Source organism: Allokutzneria sp. A3M-2-11 16 (assembly GCF_024213555.1).
GTDB lineage: Bacteria > Actinomycetota > Actinomycetes > Mycobacteriales > Pseudonocardiaceae > Allokutzneria.
The window spans coordinates 709,872-733,986 of record NZ_JANAVO010000002.1 but is presented as its reverse complement, the minus strand read 5'-3'; the positions used below and the strand labels follow the sequence as shown (position 1 = coordinate 733,986).

Here is a 24,115-nt window from a genome sequence, read left to right as displayed (position 1 = left end):
GGCCTTTACTCACGGTGTCGACTGCGGTTCTGTCGCGAACGCCATTAGCGCTGTGTCTCAGTTCGCGTTACGCCTCAGGAGAGCCGCCGTGTCGGGATTGCCGACGAATCGAGCGGCGAACCCCTTGAGTGCGGAGAGAAGTCCAGCGCCGAGGGCGACACCGAGGACGGCGTGGCCGTTGATGTCCCAGAGGGAGACGGCGTTGCCGCCGATGGCGGTCACGGCGGCGGCGGAGGCGGCGCCCAGGACGCGCTCGGCGAGGTCACGCAGGAAGTTCAACTGGGGTCCTTTCAGTTGGTGTCGGTGCGGTTGGACACGGTGATGTCCACGTGCATGAGTGAGTCGTTGATGGCGGTACGAACGGCTTTGGCGATGGTTTCGGCGTCGAGCTGGTGGCTTTGTACGTGAACTTCGACGTCGGTTGTCAGGCAACGACGACAGCACTGGGCTCCGGCGGAAGTTCGTGTCGGTGAATTGTGACGTCACCTGGGTGCTTGCGGTGGGAGCATGGGCGTGCTCGGGATGAGGAGCGCCTATGCCGCCCATGTCGAAGGTCGAGCTCTACGCCGCGATCCGCCGGGACGCCCGGGCGGGGATGTCGGGCCGCGCGATCGAGCGTAAGTACGGCGTGGGCTGGCGCACGGTCACCCAGGCGATGTCCTCGGCCTGGCCGCAGGAACGGAAGAAGTACCCGCCCCGGGCCTCCAAGCTCGACCCCTTCAAGCCGGTGATCGACGCGATCCTGCGGGCGGATCTGGACGCGCCCCGCAAGCAGCGGCACACCGTGACGCGGATCTTCGCCCGGCTGATCGACGAGCACGCGATGACCGAGGTGTCCTACCAAGTCGTGCGCGCCTATGTCGCGACGCGGAAACCGGAGATCAGGACCGAGACCGGTCGGGAGCCGGTGAACGTGTTCATCCCGCAGACCCACCTGCCCGGCGCGGAGGCCGAGGTCGACTTCGGTGAGGTCATGGTGCGGCTGCGCGGGGAACAGGTCAGCTGTTTCCTGTTCTGCCTGCGCCTGTCCTTCTCCGGCAGGGCGGTGCACCGGATCTCCGCATCCGGTGGACAGGAGGCGTTCTTCGAGGGCCACGTCCACGCCTTCAGGGTGCTCGGCGGGGTGCCCACCGGCAAGCTCCGCTACGACAACCTCAAGTCCGCGGTCGCCCAGGTGCTGGGGTTCTCCCGGCAACGGGTGGAAACCGAGCGGTGGACGGCGTTCCGGTCGCACCACGGCGTCGAGCCCTTCTACTGCCAACCCGGAATCGAAGGGGCACACGAGAAAGGCGGGGTGGAAGGGCAGATCGGCTGGTTCCGCCGCAACCACCTGGTCCCGGTCCCCGAGGTCGACTCGCTGGCCGAGCTGAACGCCATGATCGATGAGTGGGACACCGCCGACGAGGCCCGCCGGATCGGCCTGCGGGCCCGCACGATCGGCGAGATGTTCGCCGTCGAGAAGCCGTTGCTGCGGGCGTTGCCGGACGAGCCGTTCGAGACCGGGCGCTGGTTCACCCCGCAGGTCGACCGCTACAGCCAGATCAGCGTCCGCACCAACCATTACTCGGTGCCGGTGAGGTTGATCGGGCGGCGAGTGCGGGTCCTGCTGCACGCCTCCGAGCTGGTCGTCTACGACAGTCGCATCGAAGTCGCCCGGCACGAACGCCTGCTGGCCAAGGGCGGCACCCGCCTGGAGCTGGACCACTACCTGGAGGCGCTGGTGCGCAAGCCCGGCGCGCTGCCCGGGGCGACCGCACTGGAACAGGCCCGCTCGGCGGGCAAGTTCACCCCGGTGCACGACGCATGGTGGGCTGAGGCGAACAAGGTCCACGGCGAGACCGTCGGCACCCGCGCGCTGATCGAAGTCCTTCTGCTGCACCGGCACATGGCCCACGAGCACGTGGTCGCGGGACTTGCCACCGCGTTGCGCGTCGGGGCGCTGACCGCCGACGCGGTCGCTCTGGAGGCACGCAAGGCCGCCGATGGCGAGGACACCGACGCGACGGCGTCAGTCGGTGAGTTCGCGACGCCGGGCAAGGTCACCTCGCTGACCCGTCGCCGCCTGACGCAGCTGCCCTCCGACACCCGGCCGCTGCCCTCGGTCGCCATCTATGACCAGCTGTTGCGCGGCCACACCTCAGGAGAAGGGACGAGCCCGTGAGCGCTCCACGTCACCGGGGACTCACCGAGCAGGCCGCCGACGCCGCAGTCGACCAGGCATGCCGGATGCTGCGATTACCGACGATCCGCGCCCAGTTCAGCGAGATGGCCGAAACCGCGGCCCGCGAACAGATGTCCTACCGCGGATTCCTGGCAGAGCTGCTGATGGCCGAATGCGACGACCGAGCTCGCCGCCGCTCGGAACGGCGGATCAAAGCAGCGGCGTTCCCCCGTGAGAAGTCGTTGCGCGCCTTCGACTTCGACGCCAACCCCAACGTCGACCCAGCGGTCATCCACACCCTCGCCACCAGCGAGTGGGTCAAGAAAGGGCTGCCGCTCTGCCTGATCGGCGACTCCGGCACCGGCAAATCCCACCTGCTCATCGCACTCGGCACCGAGGCCGCCATGGCCGGGTTCCGGGTCCGCTACACCCTGGCTACGAAGCTGGTCAACGAACTGGTCGAAGCCGCCGACGACAAGATCCTGACCAAGACCATCGCCCGCTACGGCCGCGTCGATCTTCTCTGCATCGACGAACTGGGCTACATGGAACTCGACCGGCGCGGCGCCGAACTGCTGTTCCAGGTGCTCACCGAGCGCGAGGAGAAGAACTCCGTCGCGATCGCCTCCAACGAGTCCTTCGGCGGCTGGACCAAGACCTTCACCGACCCCCGGCTCTGCGCCGCCATCGTCGACCGCCTGACCTTCGGCGGCGCCATCATCGAGACCGGGACCGACTCCTACCGGCTCGCCCAAACCCGCGCACGCGCCGAACGCGCCAGCACCTGACCGTTTCCCCACCAACCACGACACCCCAGCACTGACCCCGATGAGAAGCCCACCAGAGCAGAGGACGACCGATGCTCACACCCGACCCCGACGAGCTCCCACTGGATGGGGCAACCTGGGACACCGACGACGAGCAGGACCACCTGCCCGGGCTGCTTGAACTCACCGCGGGCTTCTTCCGGCAAGCAAGCCCCCAGGTTCGCGCCGAACTCGCACTCTTCCTCACCACCCGGCACGGATGGCATGCCAAGACCGGATTAGACGCCTACCTCGACATCCTGGAGTTCACCGCACACGGCCTCCGGACCACGCCACCGAGTCGGCGCGAGTGACGTCATCTTTCACCGACATCGATCATGGCTTGGGAGAGGAAGTGACGTCCGAATCGACGAATAAGTGACGTCGCTTCACACCGTCAAAATCAGAGCTGGTGTTTGTCGGCGACCGCGCGGGCGAGCTGGTCCACGGCCGTGTCCAGCTCGGCGACCAAGCCGCGCGTGGCGTGGGCGTTGGCGTCGGCGAAGCGCAGGAGATCGACGCGGCGTACCTGGATCTCGGGGTCAATGGCGGAGGGCTCGGTGCCCTGCCACCAGTCGCCGTTGGCGGCTCGCCAGGCGGCGGTGTTGGTCAGGCAATGCCACACCCACGCGGGGTAGGCGAGCTGCGCGTTGTCGGGGTGGACGAGCACGCGAGCCCAGACGGCTTCGGCGATCTCTTGTGCGGACGGCAAATCGTCCCCTTCCAGTAGTGAGCGAACGGTGGTGCGGAAGCCGGTCATGTCGCCGGGCCAGCCGTGCGGGTCGGGCTTTCTGCGCGGTGCCCATTCCTTGTGGGCCAGGGCGCGCTCGGCGGGAAGGCCGAGGTGTCGCAGGAGTGCGGCGGTGCCGCGCGGGTAGGTGTCGAGCTGTTCGCGGGTCCAGTCGCCCTTGCCGGTCGACTCGGCTTCCACACCGATCAGGTGGGCGCTGCCGTTGTCACGTCCGCACCACGGGACGTAGCCCTTGCCCGCGTGCCATGCCTGCCCGGCGGCGACGATGAACCAGGTTCCGTCACGGCCGAGGCCGAGGTTGGCGAGTGGTCCGGCGAGGTCGGGACGGCCGTTGACCACGGTGTTTCGTGAGGGGAAGGTGCCCGCGGCCGGTCCTGCGGTGTGGTGCAGCAACACCCCTTTCGGGGTGGAGAAGTTGCCGTGACCTCGGGTTTCCCAGCCGGCGATTTCTTCGACCCGCAGTCCTGCGGCGCGCAGAACGGCGGGCATCCATGTCAGTGCATACGGCAGTCGGAGACTCCTTTTCGTTGGGGTGTTTGCCGAATTCGTGCGCCGGGCGCGTAGCGCGGGCGGGTTGTTCGGCGATGATCTCGGCGGGGACGCGCTTTCACGTGGCGCGTCAGGGGATTGCAGGGGGTTGATGTGCGCGGGATCGCTGCGTTACCGGGCAGAGTGGTTGCCGGAGTGCTGGCCGTGTTCGCGGTCGTCGGAATCGCGATCGGTGCGAGCTTGACGGCCAACGACGAGAACCTGTCCGAGGTCGGCGACGGACCGAGCACGCCGCACTCGACCAGCTCGGCGCCGCCGGTCATCCCGACCACGACGACGATCGTGATCCCGGCGCCGTCGGGCAGCTCGGCGACGCGGCCGACGAATCCGCCGGTGGCGCGGCCGAGCACGCAGCCGCAGCGCGATGCCGGTCAGCGCCCGGTGCCGCCTGCCCCGTCCAGCGAGCCGGGCGCGCCGACGCCGCCGAAGCTCATCGATCCGCCGGTGTACACGAAGTGCCTCAAGGGCGAGTTCAAGGTGCCCGATTGTGCCGACGACGGGGTGCGCAACGGCTCGGCCTGATCAGCTTTGGACGCCTGCGGCGTAGGCGACGGTCGCGCGCACCACTCCGGTGCCTGCTGTGCGGCGGGCTTCCAGGTGGACTTCGCGTAGGTCGGAGAAGTCTCCGGGGACGGGGCCGTTGCTGTAGCGCAGGGTCTGCGCGTACTCGATCGCGTGCACGGGGCCGATGACCGTCCCGCCCTGTTCGCGTAGGCGGACTTCGCCGCGCGTGGCGGGGTCGGTGTCGGTGGTGGCGCGTAGGTGCACGTCGATCCGTGGATGTTGTTTGCAGTACCGAATCGTCTCCAGCGTCTCCCATCCGGTCGCGGCGGTGGCGGGCCACGCCTTGTACTGGGCGGCGGAGACCGAGAGCGGGATGTAGGGGCGGGCGAGCCCTTGGCCGGACTCGGCGTCGTCGCCGAGCACGATGTTCCCGGAGTAGTCGAATACCGCCGCGAACTGGCGGTAGACCCCGCTGTTGGGCGTGTTGTCGAACACCGCGATGCGCCAGGCTCCCCGGTCGTCGGCAATGTAGGTGATGGGCTGCGCGGTGCCGTCGGGGCGTGACCAGTCGCCGCCGAATCCTCCGGTGAAGAACGTCGTGTCGCCGTCGAGATCCTGGGCGGTGATGCCGCCGAGGTCGCGGATGGTCAGCCCGCCGGAGGAAATCACCACGCTGTACAGGGTGCGTCGATCGGCTTCGTCCATCCGGTTCTCGATCCGCTTGACCCACGCGAGCAAGTCATTGGCGCGGGCAGGGGTCGCGGGCATTCACACCTCGGCGAGTTCGCGTTGCAGGGTCAGGGAAACGTGCTCGGTGTCCTCGCCGGACTCCATGCCGAGCACGCGCTGTTCGTAGTGCCCATCGGGGAGCCAAGGGTGCCTGTCGAGCCCGAACACGACGAAGTCCCCAGGGGCGAGTCCGGCGAGGGTGGGGCCGCCGTCGCCGGGGTCGGTGCGCACGACGGCGGACCACAGCTCGGTGGGACGGGACAGCATCGCGGCGTAGGCGCGGGCGTAGGAGTCCAACGTGGACTGTTCCGTGACGGACGTGTGGTCGCCGATCACGACTTCGGTCAACGGGTACCCGGCGTCGACCAGCTCGGCGTTCACGGCGTGTCCGGTGAGCAGGCCACGTTCCATTCCGTTGCCACGCACGAACACCGCCGAGGCGAGATTGGAGCCGTCGGTGTCGGCGTCCACCGCGACCAGCCCGGCCCCGTAGTCATAGACCCGGGGCGCACCGGACTGCGCGAGCAGCGGCGCCCCGATCCGCATCACCCATTCCAGCCGCTCGCGGTCCTCGGTGAACCTCGGCCGGAACTCCACTTCACTGCCGCCGTCCTCGGAGCCCAGCGAGCGCAACGCGTCACCGAGCGGCCGGAGGTCAAAGCCCCGGTAGATGCGCGAGTTCGTGCCCGCGATCTCCGGCGGGTAGACGACGGGCAGATCCGCACGCGGGCGGGACTCGCCTGCCTCGACCAGGGCGCGAGCGAGGGAGTGCAGCGAGGCAGGGCCGATCCGAAGATCCGCCGAGGGATCGGTGATCGCGGAATAGTGCGGTGGCAACACCAAGCGCCGTTCGAACAAGCCCCACAGTCCCGAGGCACCGATAGTGAGCGTGGCGTTGGTGTCGGTGTAGCGGTGAGTCCAGATCGGCCCGGCCTGGACGAGATGCTGTCCGTAGGCCACCGCGAGGCAGAACCGGACCGGGGCGAGCATCGCCCGCAACGCATCGCGCTTCGGCACCCCCGGGTCGCCGAGGGCAACCACGACTTCCACCGACCCGGCCGCGTTGACCGCGCAGGTCCACTTCGGGGTGCCGATGGTGGGCAGCTCGGCGACCAGGCGCCCGGTACGGGTGTGGGCGATCCACACCGACCACGGTGAGCCTGCGTCGCTCACACGGCCACCGCCTGAACGAACAGCGAGCCGTTGAACGGCGCGACCCCATGGCGGTACCCAGGATCGCCGTAGACGCCTGCGGCGACCAAGTGCACGGTGTGAGTACCGGTGAGCGTGCCGGAGCGGCCGACGTTGGTCGTGGTGTGCTTGCCCAGCCGCACCACGGGTTGACGGTAGGTGCCGCGCAACACCGTGGTGTCCGGGCCGACGCCGGTTGCCAGCACCGGCCCGGTGAGCGCGTCCAGCCGCACCGAGAGGTCGGCGCGCCCGGCGGGGACGTTCTCTCCGTCCTGATCGGACACGACCAGCTCGGCCGATGCGGACACGGTGAGCTGGTACGGCCACCCAGGATCGGGCACCGTCAGCGCGGCGACGCTCACCGGTTCGGTGACGCCTCGGCGTTCGCTGATGGTCGTGGTGTGCAGCGCGGGCAGCGCACGCGTTCCGCGCCACAGGGAGCCATCCCACGCCTCCAATCCGTTGCGGTGCCGGTACTCCCCGACGTAGGCGCCCGGCTCGGCCCGGTCATCGCCAGGCAGGAGCAGACGAACACCGCCGCGTACCCACGCGGCGCGGCGGCGGTCGCGGATCTCTGCGAGACCGATCGCATCCACACCCGCGCGGCGAGTCAAGTCCGCGAGACCGATCGCGCCTTCCGGTACAGCGGGTGTCGAGGGCGTGGCGGAGGGCTGACCGGTGAGAATTTCCAGCCACGGACCCGATTTTGGGTCACCGATGGCTTCGTCGTACAACCGCGCGATCAAGAGATCGATGCGGTCATTGGCGGTATCCGCGGGCTCGGCTGTGATCGTGGATGTCGTTGCAGTCCAACACAAGTACGGCCCTTCAGGTCCTCGTGAGATGACGCAGGAGCCGGGGTAGACGCGGAGGCTGCGATCCGGAGTAGCCGAGGGGATCGGACGCAAGTCCACGACAGACCCAGAGATAGAGGCGGAGGGCAGCACACCGTCTCGCCATGCCATCGGCCCGCCGGAGGCAGGGCCGAGAAGTGCACCTAGGGCGTAACGACCATCCCGCGAGGAATTCGATAACTGCAACGACCAAGCGTCCGTCATCGACACATTGGAAGGCAGAAGTAGTCCAATCTGTTCCAAAATTTTGACCCTTGCGTCACACGCGACATCTATGCTTTCGGGAATGGCGAGAGCGGTAGGTTCAGCAGACGAGAACGAAGCCGCGCAGGCCGAAAGTGACTTTCCCTTGGTGGATATCAACTACCGTCCACCAAAGAGGCATGCATTTCATCCTCCGCTCGACCTGGAGAGGGCTGCGATACTGGTCAAGAAACTCACCGACAAGGACGTTCCTGCCACCATTCTGAAAAAGGATCTTCGGTACGCGCGGCTGCGCCCGGCAATTTCTCTCGCCGCAGCCCTGATGATTCCCGCACTCTTCTACTTCGGGTGCACGCAGGTGTGGGAAATGCTCAAAGCTGGACCATCCACCCCACTTGCGCCGTGGAAAGTGGTGGTATCGGCCGTACCGCTATGCATTATGGCATTCTTTGGCGGCAGGTCAACAATTGCAGCTGTTGTGAACATTTGGCATCCCTATCACCGCTTCCAATGGGAGATGCGGAAGGCTGAGCGCGCACTTAAGGGAAAGCACATATCGCCATTTAGCAGAAACCACATGGTCCTGACGGCGAATATCACAGGCCGCGCAGCACGCCATCTATTTCGCAGCGTTCAGGATGGCAGGTTGAGCTGGCGCTCTCCTCCGGCTGTATCAGAGCGAGCGCTGCACCTTTCAGCTCCTCTCATAAATATCGACCTGGAAGAAAACCCCAAGGCTTCTCGTAAGCAATACGCACAGTTCTTGCGAGACGCATCAATAATTGTGGCGTTGGACGTTCCAGATCTACTACCCGACCTACGTGCTCTCTATAGTGAAATCGCCTTTGCATACCGAGAAGATGAGCCTATTCCCGATAGATATGCTCAATACCTGGATCCCATGAGAAATTACAGCAGGTCCAGTGTCGCAAAGGACTTTCTTTATCCACTGGCCAGCTGGGGAAGCTTGGTGACATCTCTTCTTGCTTTGATTGTATCACTTTCCAGGTAGGGTCAATTGTATGCCGAAAATATAACGATCGACAGCAGTGCTTCGCGTGAGATTCGCGCGGCTCGAAAAGAGACTGACCTTCTGCTTGCTGGTGGCAATGGGAACCATTCAGCCGACACCAGTCGGGGCCTCACCCATGTGCCGTCAAGTCGGACGGTGCGGCGGTGGGGGTGGGTGTCGATCGTGAGCGTTTCCCCGGCGGTCAGGGTTCCGGAGTAGCGCAGGGTGCGGCCGGTTGCGGTGTCTGTGATCTCGGGGGTGTTGACCGGGCCGGTAATGGTGAAGTGCGGCCAGCTCGGCGCGGTTCCAGGGTTACGCAGGACTGCGGTACCGGTTGATGTCGTTGTGCCCCAATCAATCCCACCGCGCCCGCCTCCGGTCCAGTCCACTCCTTTGCCCTGGGTGGACCAGTTGATGCCAGTGCCATCGATCGGCAGTCGCGTTGAGGTGATCAGTGGCTCGGGCGCGTACTTGAGCGGGTCCGGTGCAGCGAGCTGTACCGACCACACGGCGTGGTGGTCGGTGCGGGTGGTCACCATTACCGGTCCGTCCAGCTCGACTGTGGCCACCAGGTCCTCGCCTGAGCGGACATCGTTGTGCCGCAGGGGATACAGCGTGTCAGGGGCGGAGCACAGCGCCGCCACGCGGTGCTCGGCGGCGAGTCGCAGAGCGGGGGTGGGCGCCCACAGCCACCCGGCGAGGGTGATCACGCGAGCGTCGCGGTAGGTCGGGCTGCGGTAGGTGCCGGAGCGGGCGGGCCGAGGCGGACGGGATGTCCTCGGCGCCGCCGACCCAGCCCATCCAGTGATCTCGTCGGCGACGATTTCCGCGCCGCCATTGAGGTTCGGGGCTCCGTTGATCACCGTGCCGTCCACAGTCCAGGTTTCGGGCAGGGGCAGCCCGGTGGGAAAAACGGGGTGGGTCAGGCGAACCTCCCCGCGAACGCCAGCCGCCTGGATACGTTGGCGGCAATGGATTCCTCGGACTGCCCAGCAGCTGGATAGACGTTGATGACCACGCCGCCACTACCGCTTCCGGTGCCCTCTGCCGTCGGTAAGGTCGCCTCGGGTGGGGCGATCAATGCCGAGTCGGACAGAGCTGCCGCCGCGCGGGCGGCGAGCGGGATTCCGTCGGTGATCCCGCGTGCGAATCCCTCGCTCGTCCATCGTCCGAGCTTGGCCATTTCCTTGCTGGGACTGGAGATCCCGAGCCAGCCCTTGACCGTGTCGATCGCTCCGCGGGCTATGCCCTTGAGGCTGTCGTAGAGCCACTTCGCGCCGTCCTTGACGCCCTTGATCAAGCCGTTGATGATGTCGGCCCCGGCGGAGAGCAGCCATGATCCGGCGTCGGCGAAGAAGCGCCCGATCTTGCCCGGAAGGTCGGCGACGAAGTCAACGAACTCGTCAATTTTCCTTCCACCCCAAGCGGAAAACTCGGCGAGCTTGTCACTGACGAAGGACACACCACGTCCGATCGCGGACGTGAAATCGGCGAACGCGGTCACCGCTCCGACGACGATCCCAACGACGAAGCCGATGATGTCCGCCGCCACCTGAAGCGCCGTTCCGAGGATGGGCAGCGCGGCCGAGGCGAGTTCGCCACCGAGTTTGATCAGCGATACCAACGGATCGAGCAGCGGGAGCAGCGCGTTGAACACCGCTAGCACACCGTCGATCAGCGGCGTCCAGTCGATCTTCGCGATGGCCTCGGCGATGGCGGTCAGCAGTTTTCCGGCGATCTCGGCCAGCGGCGGTATCAGCGGAGCCACCGCCGCGAGCAGTGCGGAGAGCGCTGCTCCCATCGGCCCGAACGCGGGCGCAAGTGCTTGTAGCGCAACACCTACAGCGCTCAGCGCGGCTTGCAGTCCGCCGCCCGCCGCCAGCGTGGAAACGAACTGCCCGATGGCCGGCGCCACGGTGGTGCCGATGATCCGGGCGAGATCGATCAGCAGCGGCACGACTAGGCGGGCGACCTCGGCCACCGCCGCAAACACGCCCTTGAGGGCTTCCTGTCCCTGCGCGGAGTTCAGGAACGCGGCCAGTTGGCCGGTCAGATCGCGGATGATCTGGAGTAGGCCGCCGCCGGTTTCCTGCCCGGCACGCATCACCGCACCGAAGGCGGAGGCGACGTTGCCCAGGATCTCGCGCAGGGTCCGCAAGGTCTCCAGCGCGGCGGAGATCCACTGCGCCATCTGCCCTGATTCCCTTGCACGGGAAGCGAAATCAGCGAACCTCTGTGCCGCCGCACCGGCACCGGCCGTCAGTTTGGGAAGGAAGTCCGAGCCGACCACGGCGATGTCCCGAAGTCCGGCCATGACCGGGGTGAACGCCTGCCCGAGGTTGAACACCGCGCCGCGCGCGTTGTCGAACAGGTGGCCGAGATCAGCCACACTTTGCTTGCTGGAAGCGAACTTCGCGAAGTTCTGTGCACCGGCGTTGAGTGCTCCGGCGGTGTCGGACAGGCCGGTGCGCAGCACCGGAAGATAGGCCGAGCCGAGTTCGCGGACGGTTCCGCCGAGCCCTCGGAAGAGCTGGTCTTGCACGTCGAGCTTGAGAGAGTCCCAAGCGGGGACAAGGGATCTGACCGCGAGCGCGGTCTCACGCGCGGCGGGCGAGAGCTTGGCCAGGGACTCGGCGAACTTGGCCGGATCGCGGATGTTGGCCATGGCCTCGCCGAACCCGGCCATGCCGACCTTGAGCGCGGTGAAGGCGATCAACGCGACACCCGCGACGGCGGGTAGCAGCGCGACCGCGCCACCGGCCTGCGCGGCGGCCGAGGCCACCGCCACCAGGGCACCGACCAGTCCACCGAGCGCGGCGCCCTTGCCCGCGACCGTGGCGAGGCTGGTGACCATGGCGCCCAGTGCCGAGACCGCGCGGCCGAGCTTGGCGCGGTCGAGGTCGACCGACAGGGGAATGGTGGCCGCCGCCCGCCGGGCCAGGGCCGCGACGGCGAGGGCGAGGCGCCCGCCCGTGGTGGACTCCAGCTCGGTGCGCACCTGCACCTTGGCCTCGGCCGTGAGGCGGGTCAGGCTCGCGCGGACCTCGGTGCGCAGCGCGGCGAGCCGTTGGCGTTGAAGCTCTACCGGGAGTTCGACCGGGGTTCGGCCGAGCCGCCGAGCCAACGCCACGGTCTCGGTAGTGGCCTTGGTGCCGTTGACCGCCGCTGCGAGCTCCACCTTGCCGCCCGCGTTCCGCGCGGCCGTGGTGACCTCGGCGGCCAGCGTCGCGCGATCCACGCTCGGAGTGAGGGCGATCTCCGGGGCGGACGCGGTCGCGGCCGTGACGGCAGTGCGGACCTCAGCCGCCATCGCCGAGGCGTCCACCCCGACGCCAATCTGAAGCCGGGTCCGGGATTCGGTGCGATCGAGATAGCGCTGAAGACCACGCCCGAACGCGCTGGTGTCCGGGAGCACCCGGACGGACACACGGCCGATCTCTCGGCCGCCGGGACCCGCCATCCGCGCACCCCCGTCCGAGCGTCAGGCGCTCCGGTGGTTGGCGGTGACCATGCGGGAGACCGCGCGGGCGGCGCGTGCCCCGGCTCGGCGCGGCCGTGGCCGCGTGATCGGCCTCGGCCGCTTGCCGTTGCCGCCGCCGCGTTGCCAATTCCCCGCCTGCGTGGCGTCCACAAGCGCGGCGAGCAGGTGCGCCAGGGTCGACCACTCGCGGTGCTCCGGGCCGCCGAGTAGCGCGGCCACCGTCGCGCTGCCGGAGGGAAGATGTTCGGCCAACAGCAGCGTGCGGCGCGGGGTGAGACCGGAGTCCGGCCGAAGAACGTCGGAGAGATCGAGTCTGTAGTGGGCTTGGAAGTCCGCGATCAGCTCGCCGCCGTGGGAGTCGATCAGCGCGGCGAGCGCGAGGCTTCCCCCGGCTGCGTCGCCTTTGCCCATCGCTCGAACAGGATCGTGGTCAGCGCGTCGGCCTCGGGGTCGGCCTCGATCATCGCCCACAGCGCATCGGGCCGGTTCGCGGCGATCGAGAGGACATCCCGCATGTGCCCCAACGCGGTGTCGGTGTCAGCGGTGTTGGATTCTTCCATCAACGCCAGCCGGGACTCGATCTCACCGCGAGCGTCCTTAGGCAAGCGGATCACCGCGCGCAGCACCACGTCCCCTTCCGGGGTGGCCACCAGGTAGTCACCGAAACGCGCATCCAGGTGGGCGCGCAGATCATCCAATGTCTCACGCAAGGTATGCCTCTTTCGTTGCAGGAGAAGGGAAGCAAGGAACCGCGGACTACGGGGTGGCCGGTGTGGTGCCGAGCCCGTCGGCCAGCCACGACTCGGGAGGCTTCCCGGTCGGGGTCAGGCGGGTGATGCGCAGCGGCCAGGCCAGGAAGTTCTCGGCGTCGGCGCGCAGCCCGCCGTCCCGGCGGATGCTGGTCAACGGCCACCACAGCCCGGCGCGCTTGGCTCCGTCGATGAAGACGAACAACACCGCCTTCGCGGTGGTCCCGGATGCGGACGGAGCGTCGAACCTGTTGGGGTTACTGGTTGTTCCGCCGCCGTGGAACAGGGTCAGGATGTCATTGGTGAGCTGGATTGAGCGCACGGTGACGCGGTCAATGGTCTCTTCGACGATCTCCCGCAGCGCTTTGGCTTGGCGGCTGCCCTTGGTTTCGGAGTCTCCGCCGTCCACATCGAACTCGACATCGTCTTCCAAGTCGGTGTGGCCGAGGTCGTCCATCCCTTGCGGGACAACGTCGGGCGCTGCCTTGACCATGGCGATGGTCGGCATGGCCAGCGTGGTGGGCGCGGTGAAGATGTGCATGCGCGAGGGCAGGAACACCGCGTCGGAAACGAGCGGCAACGAACCTCCACAATGGATTCAAGAGTGCGGTGGGCGGATGCCAAGTGAGTAGGTGGCTTGGTAGCGGTAGAGCCGAGGCGACTGCGTACCGGTGCGGATCTCGGCGGGTGCGCTGGATTCTTGGTAGCTGGCAAGGGAACCCTCGGCGCGAGCCGTCTGTGCGCGGTGGGTGTTCCACAGGATCGAGCGAACCTGCTCGGCCAGGCCGGCGACTTGTCGCCTGCCGGTTCCCCAGCACTGAATGTCCACAGTGGCGCGGTCGAGAAACTGTGGATGTACCGCCGATCCACCAATACGACGCACCCACACCAGCGGGCGCGGACGGTCAGCGAGATCAGGCGGAATCAGGGTCACCACATCGATGTCCGGGAGGGCATCCCGCAGGATGGCGCACACCAGCACCTCGGCGTCGGGGAGATAACGGCCCATCCTCACCTCCGGCGGGTTACAGGTCGGCGGCGCGGGTAAGGATGTGCAGCCCTTCCACCACCGTCCCGTCGGGCGCGAGGTGACCGAACTCGATTGCCTCGGCCGCAGGATCTTCCAGTGACACAAAGGAATCCACGGTTCCGCGACTTCGGGTGATGCGGGCGTCACCGCCGTGGCGGTGCTGGCCGAGGTCTGCTCGCGCGGTCGCGGCGATGCCCTCGGCGTGCTCGATGAGTGCGTGTCGGACACCGCGCATGCGGGAGAGGATGTTGTTGGTGTAGCGGGAAACCGTGGCGATCAGAGGGCCTTTCCAGCTCGCAGGGTGGCAGTGATGTGACGCAGGCGCGGCGGGTGCGGCCACAGCCGGGGTTCACCGAGCACGTCGTAACGGCGGCCCCGCCACACCACGACCGCCCACGCGCCCAACGGTGCGTCGCGCACGATCAGCCGATACCGGATCTCAGCGGTTTGCCCCAGAATGGTGTCCACTGTGGAGGTTTCAGGTTGGATGTGGCAGCCGCGCACCACGACCGGGCGCGCTTCGTCCGGGACGGTGATCGTGTTGCCGTCGGGGTCGATTGTCGTCACGGCGGGGTAGATAGTGACGGTCTCGGGACCGTGATCGAGCGCGCCCACCTCACCCCCGCATCTGTTGCTAGAGCAGGTCCCAAGGGTCGGGGTTGACGGCGCGGTCCAGGGCCAGGGGTACCGAGGTAGCCGAGGACAACCACGGGCCCAGTAGGGCGCGCTCAATCGCGGTCAGCCCGTCGGCGCCACCTCCGGCACCGGGCATGTACGACTCGGCGACTTCGCCCACCCGCAGCTCGCGCAGCCCATCGGTGCGCGCGGCATAGAGACGCCCGGCGATCAACAGCGCGGCCGTGGAAACCGCATCCGGTACTTCGGGTGGGATGAACGGTCGGCGGGTGCGGGAACGCACGAGCGCCGAGGCGTCTTCTAGCGCTGCCTGCGCTCGCGCTCGCTCCACATCGGACAGTGCGTCCACGGTGGTGCCGATGCGAGCGACCAGAGCGGGAAGGGATGCGAGCGCAGGCAACGCCACGGCGGGATCGCCTCCTCTCGGTTGGTCAGGGAGTGGTGGACGCGGTGGTGATCTTGATAGCGCGCTTGGCGTCCAGGGTGGTGGCGCCGACGAACGCGGACACCACGCTGCGGTCCATCAAGAACCTCGGGTCGTAGTCCTGAATCCAGCGCACCGAGAACCCGTCCGCCGCAACGGTTTCCGAGCGCGTCGCCCCGGACGGGTTCGCCGGTGGGCGGGAGACGAACGCAAACGCATCGCGGTGATACGCCACGCCCACGTCCTCAGGAAGGTGCGGGTCCTCCACCAGCGTGAAGCCGCGCAGCCGACCCACAATCCCTTCGCGTAGGGCGCCGTCGGTGCCGGACTTGTCGGCCTCGGTGATCTGCGGCAGGTTGCACACGGCCTCGGCCAGACCAACGCCGAGGGCCAACCATCGCTGATCGAGCGGGACCTGACGGCTGTTGAGAATCCTGCGCGCCCTGGTGATCACCTTCAAGGCGTTCGCGCCGTCAGCGGACATCACAGTGCCGGGATCTCCGGCGATGGCCACCATGTTGGCGATCAACGGATTCGGTAGGGACTTGGCCACGCTTTCGGTCTGCGGGCGCAGAACCTGCCGCTCGAAGTCGCTGATGTTGAGCGTCAAGTCCTCATCGGACAGACCGACCGCCTTGTACAGATGGGTATCGAGCTTCACCGGCACCGTGGTCTCGGACAGGTTGTCCAGTACAATCTCGCGCTTGGCGTCCCGGTCGGCCTGGCTGTAGGTGCGGGCTTCGCCCGCGTCGATCGGGTTCCGGACGTTGACGACCGCGCCGAGCCCCGGAACGAAGTCGGTTTCGGCGTCGCGGTGAACGGTTCTCGGCAGGGTCGTGACCCAGCGCAGCGCGGCCAGAGAGGACCGCGCGGCCTGCACAGGCGTGAAGAAGTTGTTGGGCATCAATGCCTTTCAGAGTTTGGGCAGCTCACCGCAGAGCCCGATTCTGTCCTGTGTGGACGGATGCGGTCAGGTAAACATGCGCTTGCCGAGCACGCCGAGGTCGGTGATGTCGACCGCGTCGGGTTCGATGCGGTCGCCGGGTGTCAACGCCTCAACAGGTCGGCGGGGAACAGTCTCGGGCGTGTTGGCCTGCGGGGTGATCAGCGCGGCCAGCCTCGCGGCGTCGGCGGCCAGGTCCTCGGGCGCGGTGCCCACCAGCCGCTCGGCAAACTCATCGGCCAGCCCGGCGGCGCGGGCCACGCGCAGCCGGGCGAGTGCGTCGGTTGCGGTCTCGGCCTCGGTGCGGAACCGCATCAACTCTTCCTGTGCGCGCTGTAGCTCGGACTTGCCCGCCTCTTCCAGCTCGGCGGCACGCTGCGCCAGCGGCGCGGCCTTCTCGTACTGCGCCTGCCACGTCTGCGCGCTGCGCGTCACGGCGGCCACGTGCGCCTGTGCCCAGTCCGGCAGGGTGCTGATGTCTCCTGCGGGCTCACCAGGTGACAGGGCAACCGGCGCGGCATCTCCTGGAGCGGGCATGTTTTCGTTGCTAGACAAGGATTCTCCTCGGTGCAGCGTGGGTTCGCGGTTAGTAGGCCAGCCCGGCGATCTCCTCTGACGCCTCGTCCAGAGGCGCGGCCATGGCGGGCTCGGGTATCGGCGGTGAACCGGAGATGCGGTGCCGTCCGGGAAGAACCTGTTGTGCCAGAAGGAAAAGGCCGTTCTGGTCCTCGGCGTCGTCGGGGGTGTAGATCGGGCCGAGGGGGAACAGCTCGACAGGGCGGCCCGACCACTCCGTCATCCGGGACGCAGTCACCGCGTCCGCTGACCAGCTCCGGCCGTCGTGGGCGACCCACCGCGCGGGTGGCGTGCTGGTGATGCGCCAGGCCACCTAGGCACCTCCTTTCCGGTGCAGGGTGGCGAGGCAGCCGAGCACGAACGCTTGCAGCTCGGTGTCTCCGAAGCGCCGTGTTCCTCGGCCGAAGGTGTCTTGCAGTCCAGTTTGGAAGACCTCCCATGCAGCGCTCGCCGGGTGCTCCTTACTCCATGCCTCGTAGGTCTTGCCCGTGTATGGCTCAGCCCAACGATCGGGATAGGCAACTTCGCGGTGGCCGTAAGCGTCGACGCCGGTCAGTTCGCGCAGGGTGCGCAGCGGTTCCACCACACCGTCCACTGTGGAGCGACGACGTGCCAGGGTGAACTCCAGGTGCGTTAGACCGGGCACGGTGTGTTCCATGCGGTGGCCCATCTCGTGCACCACCACCTCGGCCGTACTGTCGCGGTAGCCGCCGTCATAGATCGAGCGATCCCGGTCCGGTGTCGGCATAGCGAGATGATCTCTATCCGAGGAGTAGAACGCCCTGGGGGACGCCGCGAGCCGCAGCGGACGGAGGGAAGACAACGCGATCCAGTCCGCCGGAAACTCGGCCTCGGCCTCAGCGAGGCGTTCGCGCCAGTCGCGGCGGCCCCGTCGACTGTTGCTCCGATCATCGTCCTCGGTCAGCGCGGTGGCATCGGTGTGCGAGCCACCAAAGGACCGAGCCGAGGCGAGCAAGTCCCGCAGCACAGCCGCTTCGCGTGCGGCGGCGGCGCGGCACTCGGCCTCGGTCGATTCGTCCCGGCGTTCCAGGTCAACCTCGGGCAGCGCGGCACGGAGGTCGGCGAGGATGCGGTTCCCGACGTCCAGCACCGCGTCCAGGTGCCGCTCGTACATCGTCGGCGGGACCCGCACACCGTTGGCGTCGGTCGGGTAGAGGTAGCTCGGACGCTCATCCGCGCGGCCCCACCCGTCACGCTCGAACTCCTCGGGCCGCTCCCCATCGGCCAGCTCCCGCAGGTAGTCCACCAGGTTGCGGGCGAGCACCACGGCGGAGCGCTCCCGCGAGGTGCGCTCATCCATGAGCCGGTCACGCCGATGGTGCGGGGTGCGCTTGCTCCGGAAGTACTCAGAGGTCTCTTGGCGCCGTGCGAACAGCGCTTGCTCGGCTTCCTCCACGGCCGCTTCGGCTTCGCGTAGCCGCACATCGATTCGCCGTTCCATCGGGCGCTGTACCGGGGCGTCCCACTCCTCTGTGGTGGTCGGCAATTCGGCGGCGGCCCGCTCGATCGCGGCCAGCGTCTCGGTCGACACGGTGTGCCGCTGGGCCACCGAGGCGAACGGAACGATGCGGGTTTCTTCCAACGGCGGCAACGCGGCTGGCCGCACGTCCAGGGACGCGGTGTAGGCGCGGGCGAAGGCCAGCCGCGCTTCGCGTCCGCTGAGTCCCTTGGTGGCTTCCTCCCACAGCTCCGCCAACCACTTCTCGTGCTCGGTGGCTGGTTCGTCGTGGTAGACGAGTTCGGCCTGGCAGGCGCAATGGTCGTGGTAGGACTCGCCGCTGGAGTCCAGCAACGCGGTCGTCTTGCTGCGGTACACTGCGCCTCGACTGACCAACAGCGCGCAGAACGGACACGGGGTCTGGCTGGTGATCCTCCGGTACCCCTTGACGCGGCGCGAGCGGCGCGCGGTACCGGTCACCGTGGCGCGGCCCCCTGCCAGCGCCAGCCGGGTGGCGGTCCCGGTCGTGCGCACCAACGCCACCGCGCCCGCCTCACGCGGGCTCTTGCCCGCACGCAGAGCGGTCAGGGTGGACGCACGCACGCTGGTTTCCAGGTGCAGCCGCAACCGATCCCGCTCCGGAACGAGCGCGCGGTGCGGGGTGATCTTGACCCCCTCGGCGGCAGCGTGCCGCACCACGTACTCGGCGGCGGTGTCCACGGAACGGGAGAACGCCGCGCGCACCAACTCGGCCAGCACCACGGCCACCGCCTTGGCGGTCACGGCGAGGTTGGCCACGTCCAGCCCGCCCCACGCGGCAAGCACGCCTCGGGTGAGGTCAGCACGGTGGCCGAGCTGGGCCTGGCGGTGCGCGACGGTGAGCTGACGGCCCTGGGGGGTGGTGGCCACGACCACCCCCGATCACGTCACGCGGTGCTCGCGGGCACCTCGGCGGCGGGCGTGGGTTCCGTGGCGGTGTCGGCTTGGCGGTCCAGGGTCGCGGCGAGTTGGGCGAGGCTGTCACCTTCGCGCGCCATCCGTTGCCAGGACTCGACTTCGGTCTGTGTCACGCCGGGGATGCGCGACCACACCGCTTCAGCGGGGACGCTCAGCATCTGAACCATCTTCCCGAGCGCGTCCACGATCTGGGCCAGCGAGCGCGCGGTGGTGTCGCGCCAAATCACCTCGGATGTGTTGTCAGAAGCGGCAATCAGGTCACCGCGGACTCGTGCACACAGGCGCAGAACGTCTTCCCACGACTCACCGAACAGCGTTTCTCTGTCCTCGATCAGGCGGTCTTGCCCGACGCCGGTCGCGGTCAGCGCCTCGGCCGAGAGGTTGGCGAGCTGGCCGAGCAACGCCTGGGGCGGAACCTGGGCGAGCACGGCCAGAAACCGCACCTCGTCCTCGCGGGCGCGCAGGTAGCCGTCCATGTTCGTGGCGTCGAACTCGCCCAACTTCACGTCGGGATCGCCGAAGGCCCACAGGCGGCGGATGGACGCGGTCAGCGCGGCATCCTCGCGCGGCAACCCGGTCTTCTCATCGCGCGGTGGTTCCCACCCGATGGCGTACCGCTGCCGGAACGCCCCGAACTCCTTGATCACCGCAAGGCTGAAGTTGGTTTGGTTCAAGGAGTTTTGCATCGGAATGCGGCGCTCGATCTCACCGAGCGTGTAGCCCTCGGCGTTGGTCTCGTAGGTGTTGCGGAACCGCACCACCGGGCAGACATCCAAGCCGTGCTCGCGATGCTCCACATAGGACCATCCTCCGCCGTGTTCCTCGGCGGCCAGGAAGTACACCGCGTTCGCGTCATACAAGCGCGCGAGATTGCGCGGCCCGGCCGGTGTCGCCGAGCGGCGAACCTCCAAGGCGTACAACGGAAAGTCGTCGGAGGCTTCGTCGTCATAGACCGCGACCATGCGACGCGGGGACACTGGGCGGATGACCGGCGAGGGCTCACCGGGCAGCACCACGACGTAGGACACGCCGTAGGTAATGGCGTCCCGGTGCACGCTCGACTGACGCGCGTCCATCCGGTTGGCCTGCCAGTCCGCCCACGGCGAGGAGTTCGCCTCGGCGCCTTTCGTGCGGTAGCCGTCCACCTTCAGGCGCTGCACGTGGGATTCCACGATCAGCGGCAACAGGTTCAGCCGCGAGTCCTCGGCCAGCCGCCGCAGTTCCGGGCTGACCCCGCTGGGCAGGCGCGGGGTGTCGTGCTCACCGTTGATGTAGCGCAGCAGCCTCGCGGTTCGGCCGCGCGTGCCGCCGTTGGCCGCGTGGATGCGGGTAGCGATGTCCATCGTATCCCGTTGGGAGAGAACCACATCACCCCCAGTGTTCGCGCGATCATGTTGGAACTAAACGAAATAGGCAGTGTTTCGGCGAGGTTTGGCGCGCTTGGCCCACGCAGCGGAGGCAAGCACATGGCGCCGGGCGAGCCGGGCGCCGATCAGGCACACCGCAAGGTCGATCTTGTGCGGGGACTCCGGGGTGGCCTTGCTGATCGAGACCCCGAACCGACCTGGCGCGCGCCGGGCGTTGAGCACGTGCCGCCGTAGCCGCAGGTCCCCGTCATGGGTGAGCGAGCGGGATTCGATGTCCACCAGCGTGCGCTTGACCGCCGGGACGAAGTCGACGCCACGCACGCGCATGTCGAACGCCACCGCGTGCGCGTTCTTGCCCGTGGTGGCCTTGATCAACAGGCGGTCCCGGTAGGTCAGCGCCCACTCGTCCACCTCGTCCTCGAACTCCCGCACGTCGGCGTAGAACGCGGCCACGTCGAAGTCCGCGAACGCCTCGGCCACCGCGAGATCAGCAGCGGCCTTGTCCACCGCCCAGGTCCCGCGCTTGGCATCCGGCGGCCGTTCCTGGCAGTGCAGCACCCTCGGGTGCCCGTCGGCGACGCGCACAGCCACCAGGCCGGTGGCGTCGTCATTGCGGGAGCCGTCGAAGAACAGCACCACCGTCTCGCCGACATCGACCGGCGGGCGCTGCGGATCGTGGCAGGCATCCCAATCCGCCGCCGTGGTCCACGCATCGCTCGCGGCCTGCCGCTGATTGAAGAAGTAGCGCCGGGACTCCGTCACCGACTTGGTGAGGTCCCAGAACTCATCGGTCACCATGCCCGGCAAGTCCATCCACGCCGCCGCCGGACCGTATGCCTCGGCCAGCGCCGCCACCACCGCGTCCAGGTCGGTCAGGTCCACCTCATCCGGCGCCTGCCGGTGATCCCACAGCAGCCGCGAGGCACGGGTGCGCCCCTCGCGGATCGCGGTCGCCTGGTGGTCGACGTCTTCGAGCACCGAGCCCTCGCCGGGCTGGTACATCGTCGACGTCAACAGTCCCCACGGCTCGGCGGCCTTGCGCTTCCGTAGGTTCCGGTCGACCGTGCGGAACATCCGCCGCAGCTCCGGCGTGACGTACAAATGCGGCTCGTCATAAATCGCCAGCGATTCCTTGCCGCCATCCTTCGCGCTACTGGACGCCGTAGACGGCACAATCTCCCCGCCGCCCGGAAGCAGAATCCGGGTGAGACCGGCCACCGACGAATCCAATCCTTCACCCAACGGGCCGTCCGTCAGGTTGTAGTGGATGACGTCATAGGTATTGCCCGTCTGCGATTCCTCAGTGGCCAGGCAGCGAATGAACGGATAGGTCAGAAAGTGGCCCATCGGCTCGCCGAGAGAATAGGTGTAGCGGAAGTCTCGCCACCGGAAAACCTCACCACCCTGCGCCCAGCCGGCAAACCGGCACGGCCCAAATCCCTCAAACAGGCCGACAAACCCGGCGAGTTCGGATTTTGCTCGCCCCTTCGGACGCACGAGAGCAGCACGGGTGTAGAGGCGGCGTCCTTTCTCGTCGAGCGCGTAGGCATCAACACCGAATCCGGCGAATTCATCGTCAAGCTCAATGCACTCGCCCTGGACATCACCCGGTCCGTGGACGCAGAAGTGCTCAACCCACGCGGCCCAGAGCCAGCCGAGCGAGCGGCTACGGTCGTGACCTGGGGCGTAGACCAACTCGCGCGGCACACTCGCCCCTCTCCGGGCCGGCTGACTCGGCCCCTCACGCTCCGTTCAAACGATTTCGCCGCTCCGCGAGTCGCGTCACCGAAGCCGCGGAATCACCCATTTCCATGCCGGAGTCCGCGGCCTCATCTTCACGGGAAACAACAATGCGACCGCGGAGCCGGTCAACATGCGTCGCGCCGAGCAGGCTCTCATTCAAGCGAATCTCAGAAAGCAGTTTCGCGGACGGCTCCGCATAATAGGACTCGACCAGGGAAGCGAGCATGTGGAGTCGCTGCCAATCGGTAGCCACGAAAGCAGACGCCTGCGGCGCGCGGGTCCATGTCTCATACCATGACCGCGTCCACTCCGAGAAAGCCGAAGCATTCGGCAAGTCGGGGGCATCCGTTGGCCCGTCAGCGGAAACAGCGACGTGCTGCCCTTGGAAAAGATCGGCATTGCGGCGACGCTTTTTCTTGTTGGGTGGCGGACCGTATCCAGCCATGGCACCCCCTCGCGCAATTCGCTTTCCGTACTCGCCCAGCAAAGCGGAGACCGTCCACATCCGGCTCGGCTCAGGCTGGGCCACGCGCTCGGCGAGCTGGCCGCCGCGCCAGCCCCCGCCGCCGAGCGGCCGGAACTCCCAGACCCGTACAGAGGGCGGCTAGCTATGACAAGGCGGGGGCGAGATGTTCCTGCCGGGGGCCTCCCCCTGCCAAGCCAGTCGCCTGGCAGCGGAACGGCAATCGAGACCAGCACCAGGAAGCCGTATACGGGATTACCGGAAACTGGAAATCCGAATACGGGTTGCCAGTAGCATCAATCGCTAACCATACGGTAGGACAGGGCTTCCTACTACACTTTCGGGTGAGCTGGTCACCTTACAACATTTTGTAAGGTGAGACAGCGAGCTAGCTCTGACCAGCTCTTTTGGTGAGCAACCAATCCCTCGCGGGAACTCTGGCGACATGGCGCGCCATATGTCCACTGCTCCCTGCGTGAGTCGCTGACGGACTGCGATATTGTGGACGTGAGTGGTGAACAACTCCCTTTGCCTGCGTTCGGGGGACGCAGGCGCGTCCCGCGTCTACTCGGCGCAAGGACAGGAAGGGGAAGATGTGCACGACTCAAGCGATCGGGAACCACCAGAGCCGAGGGAGCAGCCGTCAGCTGGCTCGCTCGGGGCTCGTCTGCGACGCATCGTCAAGCACCTGAAGGTGCGGAGCAGGAGCCCGAAGTTCTGGTTCAGGCTCCTGCTCGTGGTGCTCCGGGTCTCTAGTCTGTCCAACTGGTTCGACTCGGAATAAGCACCGGCCAGTCGGTGTCCCGGCGTTAGCGCGCCGGGCGCCGACCCCTAACACGCACTCGACGATGAAGATCGAGCACGCCTTGCGCGTTTGTCACCTGCGCAAGCTAGAACCATGTTACCAGTCAGATGGTAACTTCTTGTGCTAGCCCGCTAGCACAGAATCTGTGCTATCCCACGTGTCACACATCAGCGCACCGGTTAGTTGCGCGATCTTCCGTTCGATCTGCTAGGCGAACTAGATTCTGACTCGTTCTTCGCTTCGTTTTCGACGTGGCTACGTTCTAACAGCCACTCCGCGCTTGCTGCGTCCAGTTCGATGACGCTTCCGGCGGGATGCCCGCCGAGGTCGGTCAGCATGCGCACGCGCATGGTCGTTCTCCTATCGCAGTAGTCCGGGGTGCGGCTCGGGTGGACGGTGCCGTGGCTCGCGGAGAGCGTGCGCGGCAGCGGCGCCCTCTCGGCCGCTTTTCGTTCGGTGGCAAGGGGAACAGAGCCCTTGCAGGTTCGTCAGCCGGTGGTCGTCGCCGGGCACGATGTGGTCGGCCTCGGTGGACGGCGCGCGGTAGCAGTGGCAGCAGAGCGGGTCACGGGCGAGCACGCGGGCGCGGCGCTGCGGCCAGTCCGGCGGCAGGCGAGAGCGTCGGGTTGATCCTCGCCAGCCGGGCACCCACCACCCCCGAGCATAGAGATGCCCTCGGACCGGAAGGAGATGGTCCGAGGGCAGCAGGGGCCTTCTGGCC

Annotated in this window: 27 protein-coding genes; 6 read left to right on the top strand and 21 right to left on the bottom strand. The window is 67.3% G+C overall.

Annotated features, from left to right (window positions below; genetic code table 11):
* Positions 1–57: 57 nt before the first annotated feature.
* Positions 58–279 (bottom strand): holin, encoded by a 222-nt coding sequence (locus NLX83_RS21605; RefSeq protein WP_254236893.1) that lies wholly within the window; start codon positions 277–279, stop codon positions 58–60.
* Positions 280–544: 265 nt separating this feature from the next.
* Here NLX83_RS21605 and istA point away from each other — a divergent pair, with 265 nt between their 5' ends.
* From istA to NLX83_RS21590, 3 genes are all read left to right on the top strand, one after another.
* Positions 545–2,161 (top strand): IS21 family transposase, encoded by a 1,617-nt coding sequence (gene istA, locus NLX83_RS21600; protein ID WP_247763209.1) that lies wholly within the window; start codon positions 545–547, stop codon positions 2,159–2,161.
* The gene (gene istB / locus NLX83_RS21595) at positions 2,158–2,949 is read left to right on the top strand and encodes an IS21-like element helper ATPase IstB (RefSeq protein WP_247763210.1); all 792 of its coding nucleotides are present in this window, start codon (positions 2,158–2,160) and stop codon (positions 2,947–2,949) included. The genes istA and istB overlap by 4 nt, the downstream gene beginning before the upstream one ends.
* 71 nt (positions 2,950–3,020) lie before the next feature.
* Entirely contained in the window at positions 3,021–3,281 is a 261-nt protein-coding gene (locus tag NLX83_RS21590) for a hypothetical protein (protein ID WP_247763211.1), read from the top strand.
* An 89-nt stretch (positions 3,282–3,370) separates the two neighbouring features.
* On the opposite strand, the gene NLX83_RS21585 is transcribed toward NLX83_RS21590, so the two are convergent.
* Positions 3,371–4,207: a peptidoglycan recognition protein family protein gene (locus NLX83_RS21585; RefSeq protein ID WP_254236892.1), complete on the bottom strand. Its 837-nt coding sequence runs from the start codon at positions 4,205–4,207 to the stop codon at positions 3,371–3,373.
* Between the two features lie 153 nt (positions 4,208–4,360).
* On the opposite strand from NLX83_RS21585, the gene NLX83_RS21580 reads away from it, so the two are divergent.
* Positions 4,361–4,789, top strand: coding sequence for a hypothetical protein (locus NLX83_RS21580; protein ID WP_254236891.1), 429 nt, complete (start codon positions 4,361–4,363; stop codon positions 4,787–4,789).
* Here the strand turns inward: NLX83_RS21580 and NLX83_RS21575 are convergent, their stop codons facing one another.
* The 3 genes from NLX83_RS21575 to NLX83_RS21565 are packed head-to-tail and all read right to left on the bottom strand — an operon-like array spanning position 4,790 to position 7,287.
* On the bottom strand, positions 4,790–5,539 hold the full coding sequence (locus NLX83_RS21575; RefSeq protein ID WP_254236890.1) for a hypothetical protein: 750 nt from the start codon (positions 5,537–5,539) through the stop codon (positions 4,790–4,792).
* Positions 5,540–6,673 carry a hypothetical protein gene (locus NLX83_RS21570; protein WP_254236889.1) on the bottom strand — a complete coding sequence of 378 codons (1,134 nt, stop codon included), beginning with the start codon at positions 6,671–6,673 and terminating at the stop codon, positions 5,540–5,542.
* Entirely contained in the window at positions 6,670–7,287 is a 618-nt protein-coding gene (locus NLX83_RS21565; RefSeq protein WP_254236888.1) for a hypothetical protein, read from the bottom strand. Before NLX83_RS21565 ends, NLX83_RS21570 begins: the two co-directional genes overlap by 4 nt.
* Positions 7,288–7,831: 544 nt before the next feature.
* Here NLX83_RS21565 and NLX83_RS21560 point away from each other — a divergent pair.
* A complete protein-coding gene (locus tag NLX83_RS21560; RefSeq protein ID WP_254236887.1) occupies positions 7,832–8,761 on the top strand; it encodes a hypothetical protein in 930 nt (309 codons plus the stop codon).
* 2 nt (positions 8,762–8,763) lie between these two features.
* Here the strand turns inward: NLX83_RS21560 and NLX83_RS41930 are convergent, their stop codons facing one another.
* From NLX83_RS41930 to NLX83_RS21480, 16 genes are all read right to left on the bottom strand, one after another.
* Entirely contained in the window at positions 8,764–9,636 is an 873-nt protein-coding gene (locus NLX83_RS41930; protein WP_254236886.1) for a phage distal tail protein, read from the bottom strand.
* Positions 9,637–9,683: 47 nt separating this feature from the next.
* Positions 9,684–12,221, bottom strand: coding sequence for a phage tail protein (locus NLX83_RS21550; protein WP_254236885.1), 2,538 nt, complete (start codon positions 12,219–12,221; stop codon positions 9,684–9,686).
* Between the two features lie 21 nt (positions 12,222–12,242).
* Positions 12,243–12,653, bottom strand: coding sequence for a hypothetical protein (locus NLX83_RS21545; RefSeq protein WP_254236884.1), 411 nt, complete (start codon positions 12,651–12,653; stop codon positions 12,243–12,245).
* The gene (locus NLX83_RS21540) at positions 12,605–12,952 is read right to left on the bottom strand and encodes a phage tail assembly protein (RefSeq protein WP_254236883.1); all 348 of its coding nucleotides are present in this window, start codon (positions 12,950–12,952) and stop codon (positions 12,605–12,607) included. Before NLX83_RS21540 ends, NLX83_RS21545 begins: the two co-directional genes overlap by 49 nt.
* 46 nt (positions 12,953–12,998) lie before the next feature.
* Complete coding sequence (locus NLX83_RS21535; RefSeq protein ID WP_254236882.1) at positions 12,999–13,571, bottom strand: phage tail tube protein; 573 nt, start codon at positions 13,569–13,571, stop codon at positions 12,999–13,001.
* A gap of 18 nt (positions 13,572–13,589) precedes the next feature.
* Complete coding sequence (locus NLX83_RS21530; RefSeq protein ID WP_254236881.1) at positions 13,590–14,000, bottom strand: phage tail termination protein; 411 nt, start codon at positions 13,998–14,000, stop codon at positions 13,590–13,592.
* A gap of 16 nt (positions 14,001–14,016) precedes the next feature.
* Entirely contained in the window at positions 14,017–14,361 is a 345-nt protein-coding gene (locus tag NLX83_RS21525; protein ID WP_308209347.1) for a DUF5403 family protein, read from the bottom strand.
* A complete protein-coding gene (locus tag NLX83_RS21520; protein ID WP_254236879.1) occupies positions 14,298–14,636 on the bottom strand; it encodes a phage head completion protein in 339 nt (112 codons plus the stop codon). Before NLX83_RS21520 ends, NLX83_RS21525 begins: the two co-directional genes overlap by 64 nt.
* A gap of 19 nt (positions 14,637–14,655) precedes the next feature.
* On the bottom strand, positions 14,656–15,063 hold the full coding sequence (locus NLX83_RS21515; RefSeq protein ID WP_254236878.1) for a hypothetical protein: 408 nt from the start codon (positions 15,061–15,063) through the stop codon (positions 14,656–14,658).
* 25 nt (positions 15,064–15,088) lie between these two features.
* Positions 15,089–15,985, bottom strand: coding sequence for a P22 phage major capsid protein family protein (locus NLX83_RS21510; RefSeq protein ID WP_254236877.1), 897 nt, complete (start codon positions 15,983–15,985; stop codon positions 15,089–15,091).
* 66 nt (positions 15,986–16,051) lie between these two features.
* Positions 16,052–16,579, bottom strand: a complete 528-nt coding sequence (locus NLX83_RS21505) for a hypothetical protein (protein WP_254236876.1) — start codon at positions 16,577–16,579, stop codon at positions 16,052–16,054.
* A 31-nt stretch (positions 16,580–16,610) separates the two neighbouring features.
* Positions 16,611–16,913: a hypothetical protein gene (locus NLX83_RS21500; protein ID WP_254236875.1), complete on the bottom strand. Its 303-nt coding sequence runs from the start codon at positions 16,911–16,913 to the stop codon at positions 16,611–16,613.
* The gene (locus tag NLX83_RS21495; protein WP_254236874.1) at positions 16,914–18,968 is read right to left on the bottom strand and encodes a VG15 protein; all 2,055 of its coding nucleotides are present in this window, start codon (positions 18,966–18,968) and stop codon (positions 16,914–16,916) included.
* Positions 18,969–18,985: 17 nt separating this feature from the next.
* Positions 18,986–20,359: a phage portal protein gene (locus tag NLX83_RS21490; protein WP_254236873.1), complete on the bottom strand. Its 1,374-nt coding sequence runs from the start codon at positions 20,357–20,359 to the stop codon at positions 18,986–18,988.
* Between the two features lie 57 nt (positions 20,360–20,416).
* Positions 20,417–22,090 (bottom strand): Terminase, encoded by a 1,674-nt coding sequence (locus tag NLX83_RS21485; RefSeq protein ID WP_254236872.1) that lies wholly within the window; start codon positions 22,088–22,090, stop codon positions 20,417–20,419.
* A gap of 34 nt (positions 22,091–22,124) precedes the next feature.
* Positions 22,125–22,571, bottom strand: a complete 447-nt coding sequence (locus NLX83_RS21480; protein ID WP_254236871.1) for a phage terminase small subunit — start codon at positions 22,569–22,571, stop codon at positions 22,125–22,127.
* A 1,201-nt stretch (positions 22,572–23,772) separates the two neighbouring features.
* On the opposite strand from NLX83_RS21480, the gene NLX83_RS21475 reads away from it, so the two are divergent.
* A complete protein-coding gene (locus tag NLX83_RS21475) occupies positions 23,773–24,024 on the top strand; it encodes a hypothetical protein (protein ID WP_254236870.1) in 252 nt (83 codons plus the stop codon).
* Positions 24,025–24,115: the final 91 nt, after the last annotated feature.

Excerpts from the sequence above, each read along its gene's own strand:
- istA (WP_247763209.1), top strand. The coding sequence starts at position 545 with ATGTCGAAGGTCGAGCTCTACGCCGCGATCCGCCGGGACGCCCGGGCG.
- NLX83_RS21590 (WP_247763211.1), top strand. The coding sequence starts at position 3,021 with ATGCTCACACCCGACCCCGACGAGCTCCCACTGGATGGGGCAACCTGG.
- NLX83_RS21585 (WP_254236892.1), bottom strand. The coding sequence starts at position 4,207 with ATGCCCGCCGTTCTGCGCGCCGCAGGACTGCGGGTCGAAGAAATCGCC.
- NLX83_RS21575 (WP_254236890.1), bottom strand. The coding sequence starts at position 5,539 with ATGCCCGCGACCCCTGCCCGCGCCAATGACTTGCTCGCGTGGGTCAAG.
- NLX83_RS21560 (WP_254236887.1), top strand. The coding sequence starts at position 7,832 with ATGGCGAGAGCGGTAGGTTCAGCAGACGAGAACGAAGCCGCGCAGGCC.
- NLX83_RS21550 (WP_254236885.1), bottom strand. The coding sequence starts at position 12,221 with ATGGCGGGTCCCGGCGGCCGAGAGATCGGCCGTGTGTCCGTCCGGGTG.
- NLX83_RS21545 (WP_254236884.1), bottom strand. The coding sequence starts at position 12,653 with ATGGGCAAAGGCGACGCAGCCGGGGGAAGCCTCGCGCTCGCCGCGCTG.
- NLX83_RS21530 (WP_254236881.1), bottom strand. The coding sequence starts at position 14,000 with ATGGGCCGTTATCTCCCCGACGCCGAGGTGCTGGTGTGCGCCATCCTG.
- NLX83_RS21510 (WP_254236877.1), bottom strand. The coding sequence starts at position 15,985 with ATGCCCAACAACTTCTTCACGCCTGTGCAGGCCGCGCGGTCCTCTCTG.
- NLX83_RS21490 (WP_254236873.1), bottom strand. The coding sequence starts at position 20,359 with ATGGACATCGCTACCCGCATCCACGCGGCCAACGGCGGCACGCGCGGC.
- NLX83_RS21480 (WP_254236871.1), bottom strand. The coding sequence starts at position 22,571 with ATGGCTGGATACGGTCCGCCACCCAACAAGAAAAAGCGTCGCCGCAAT.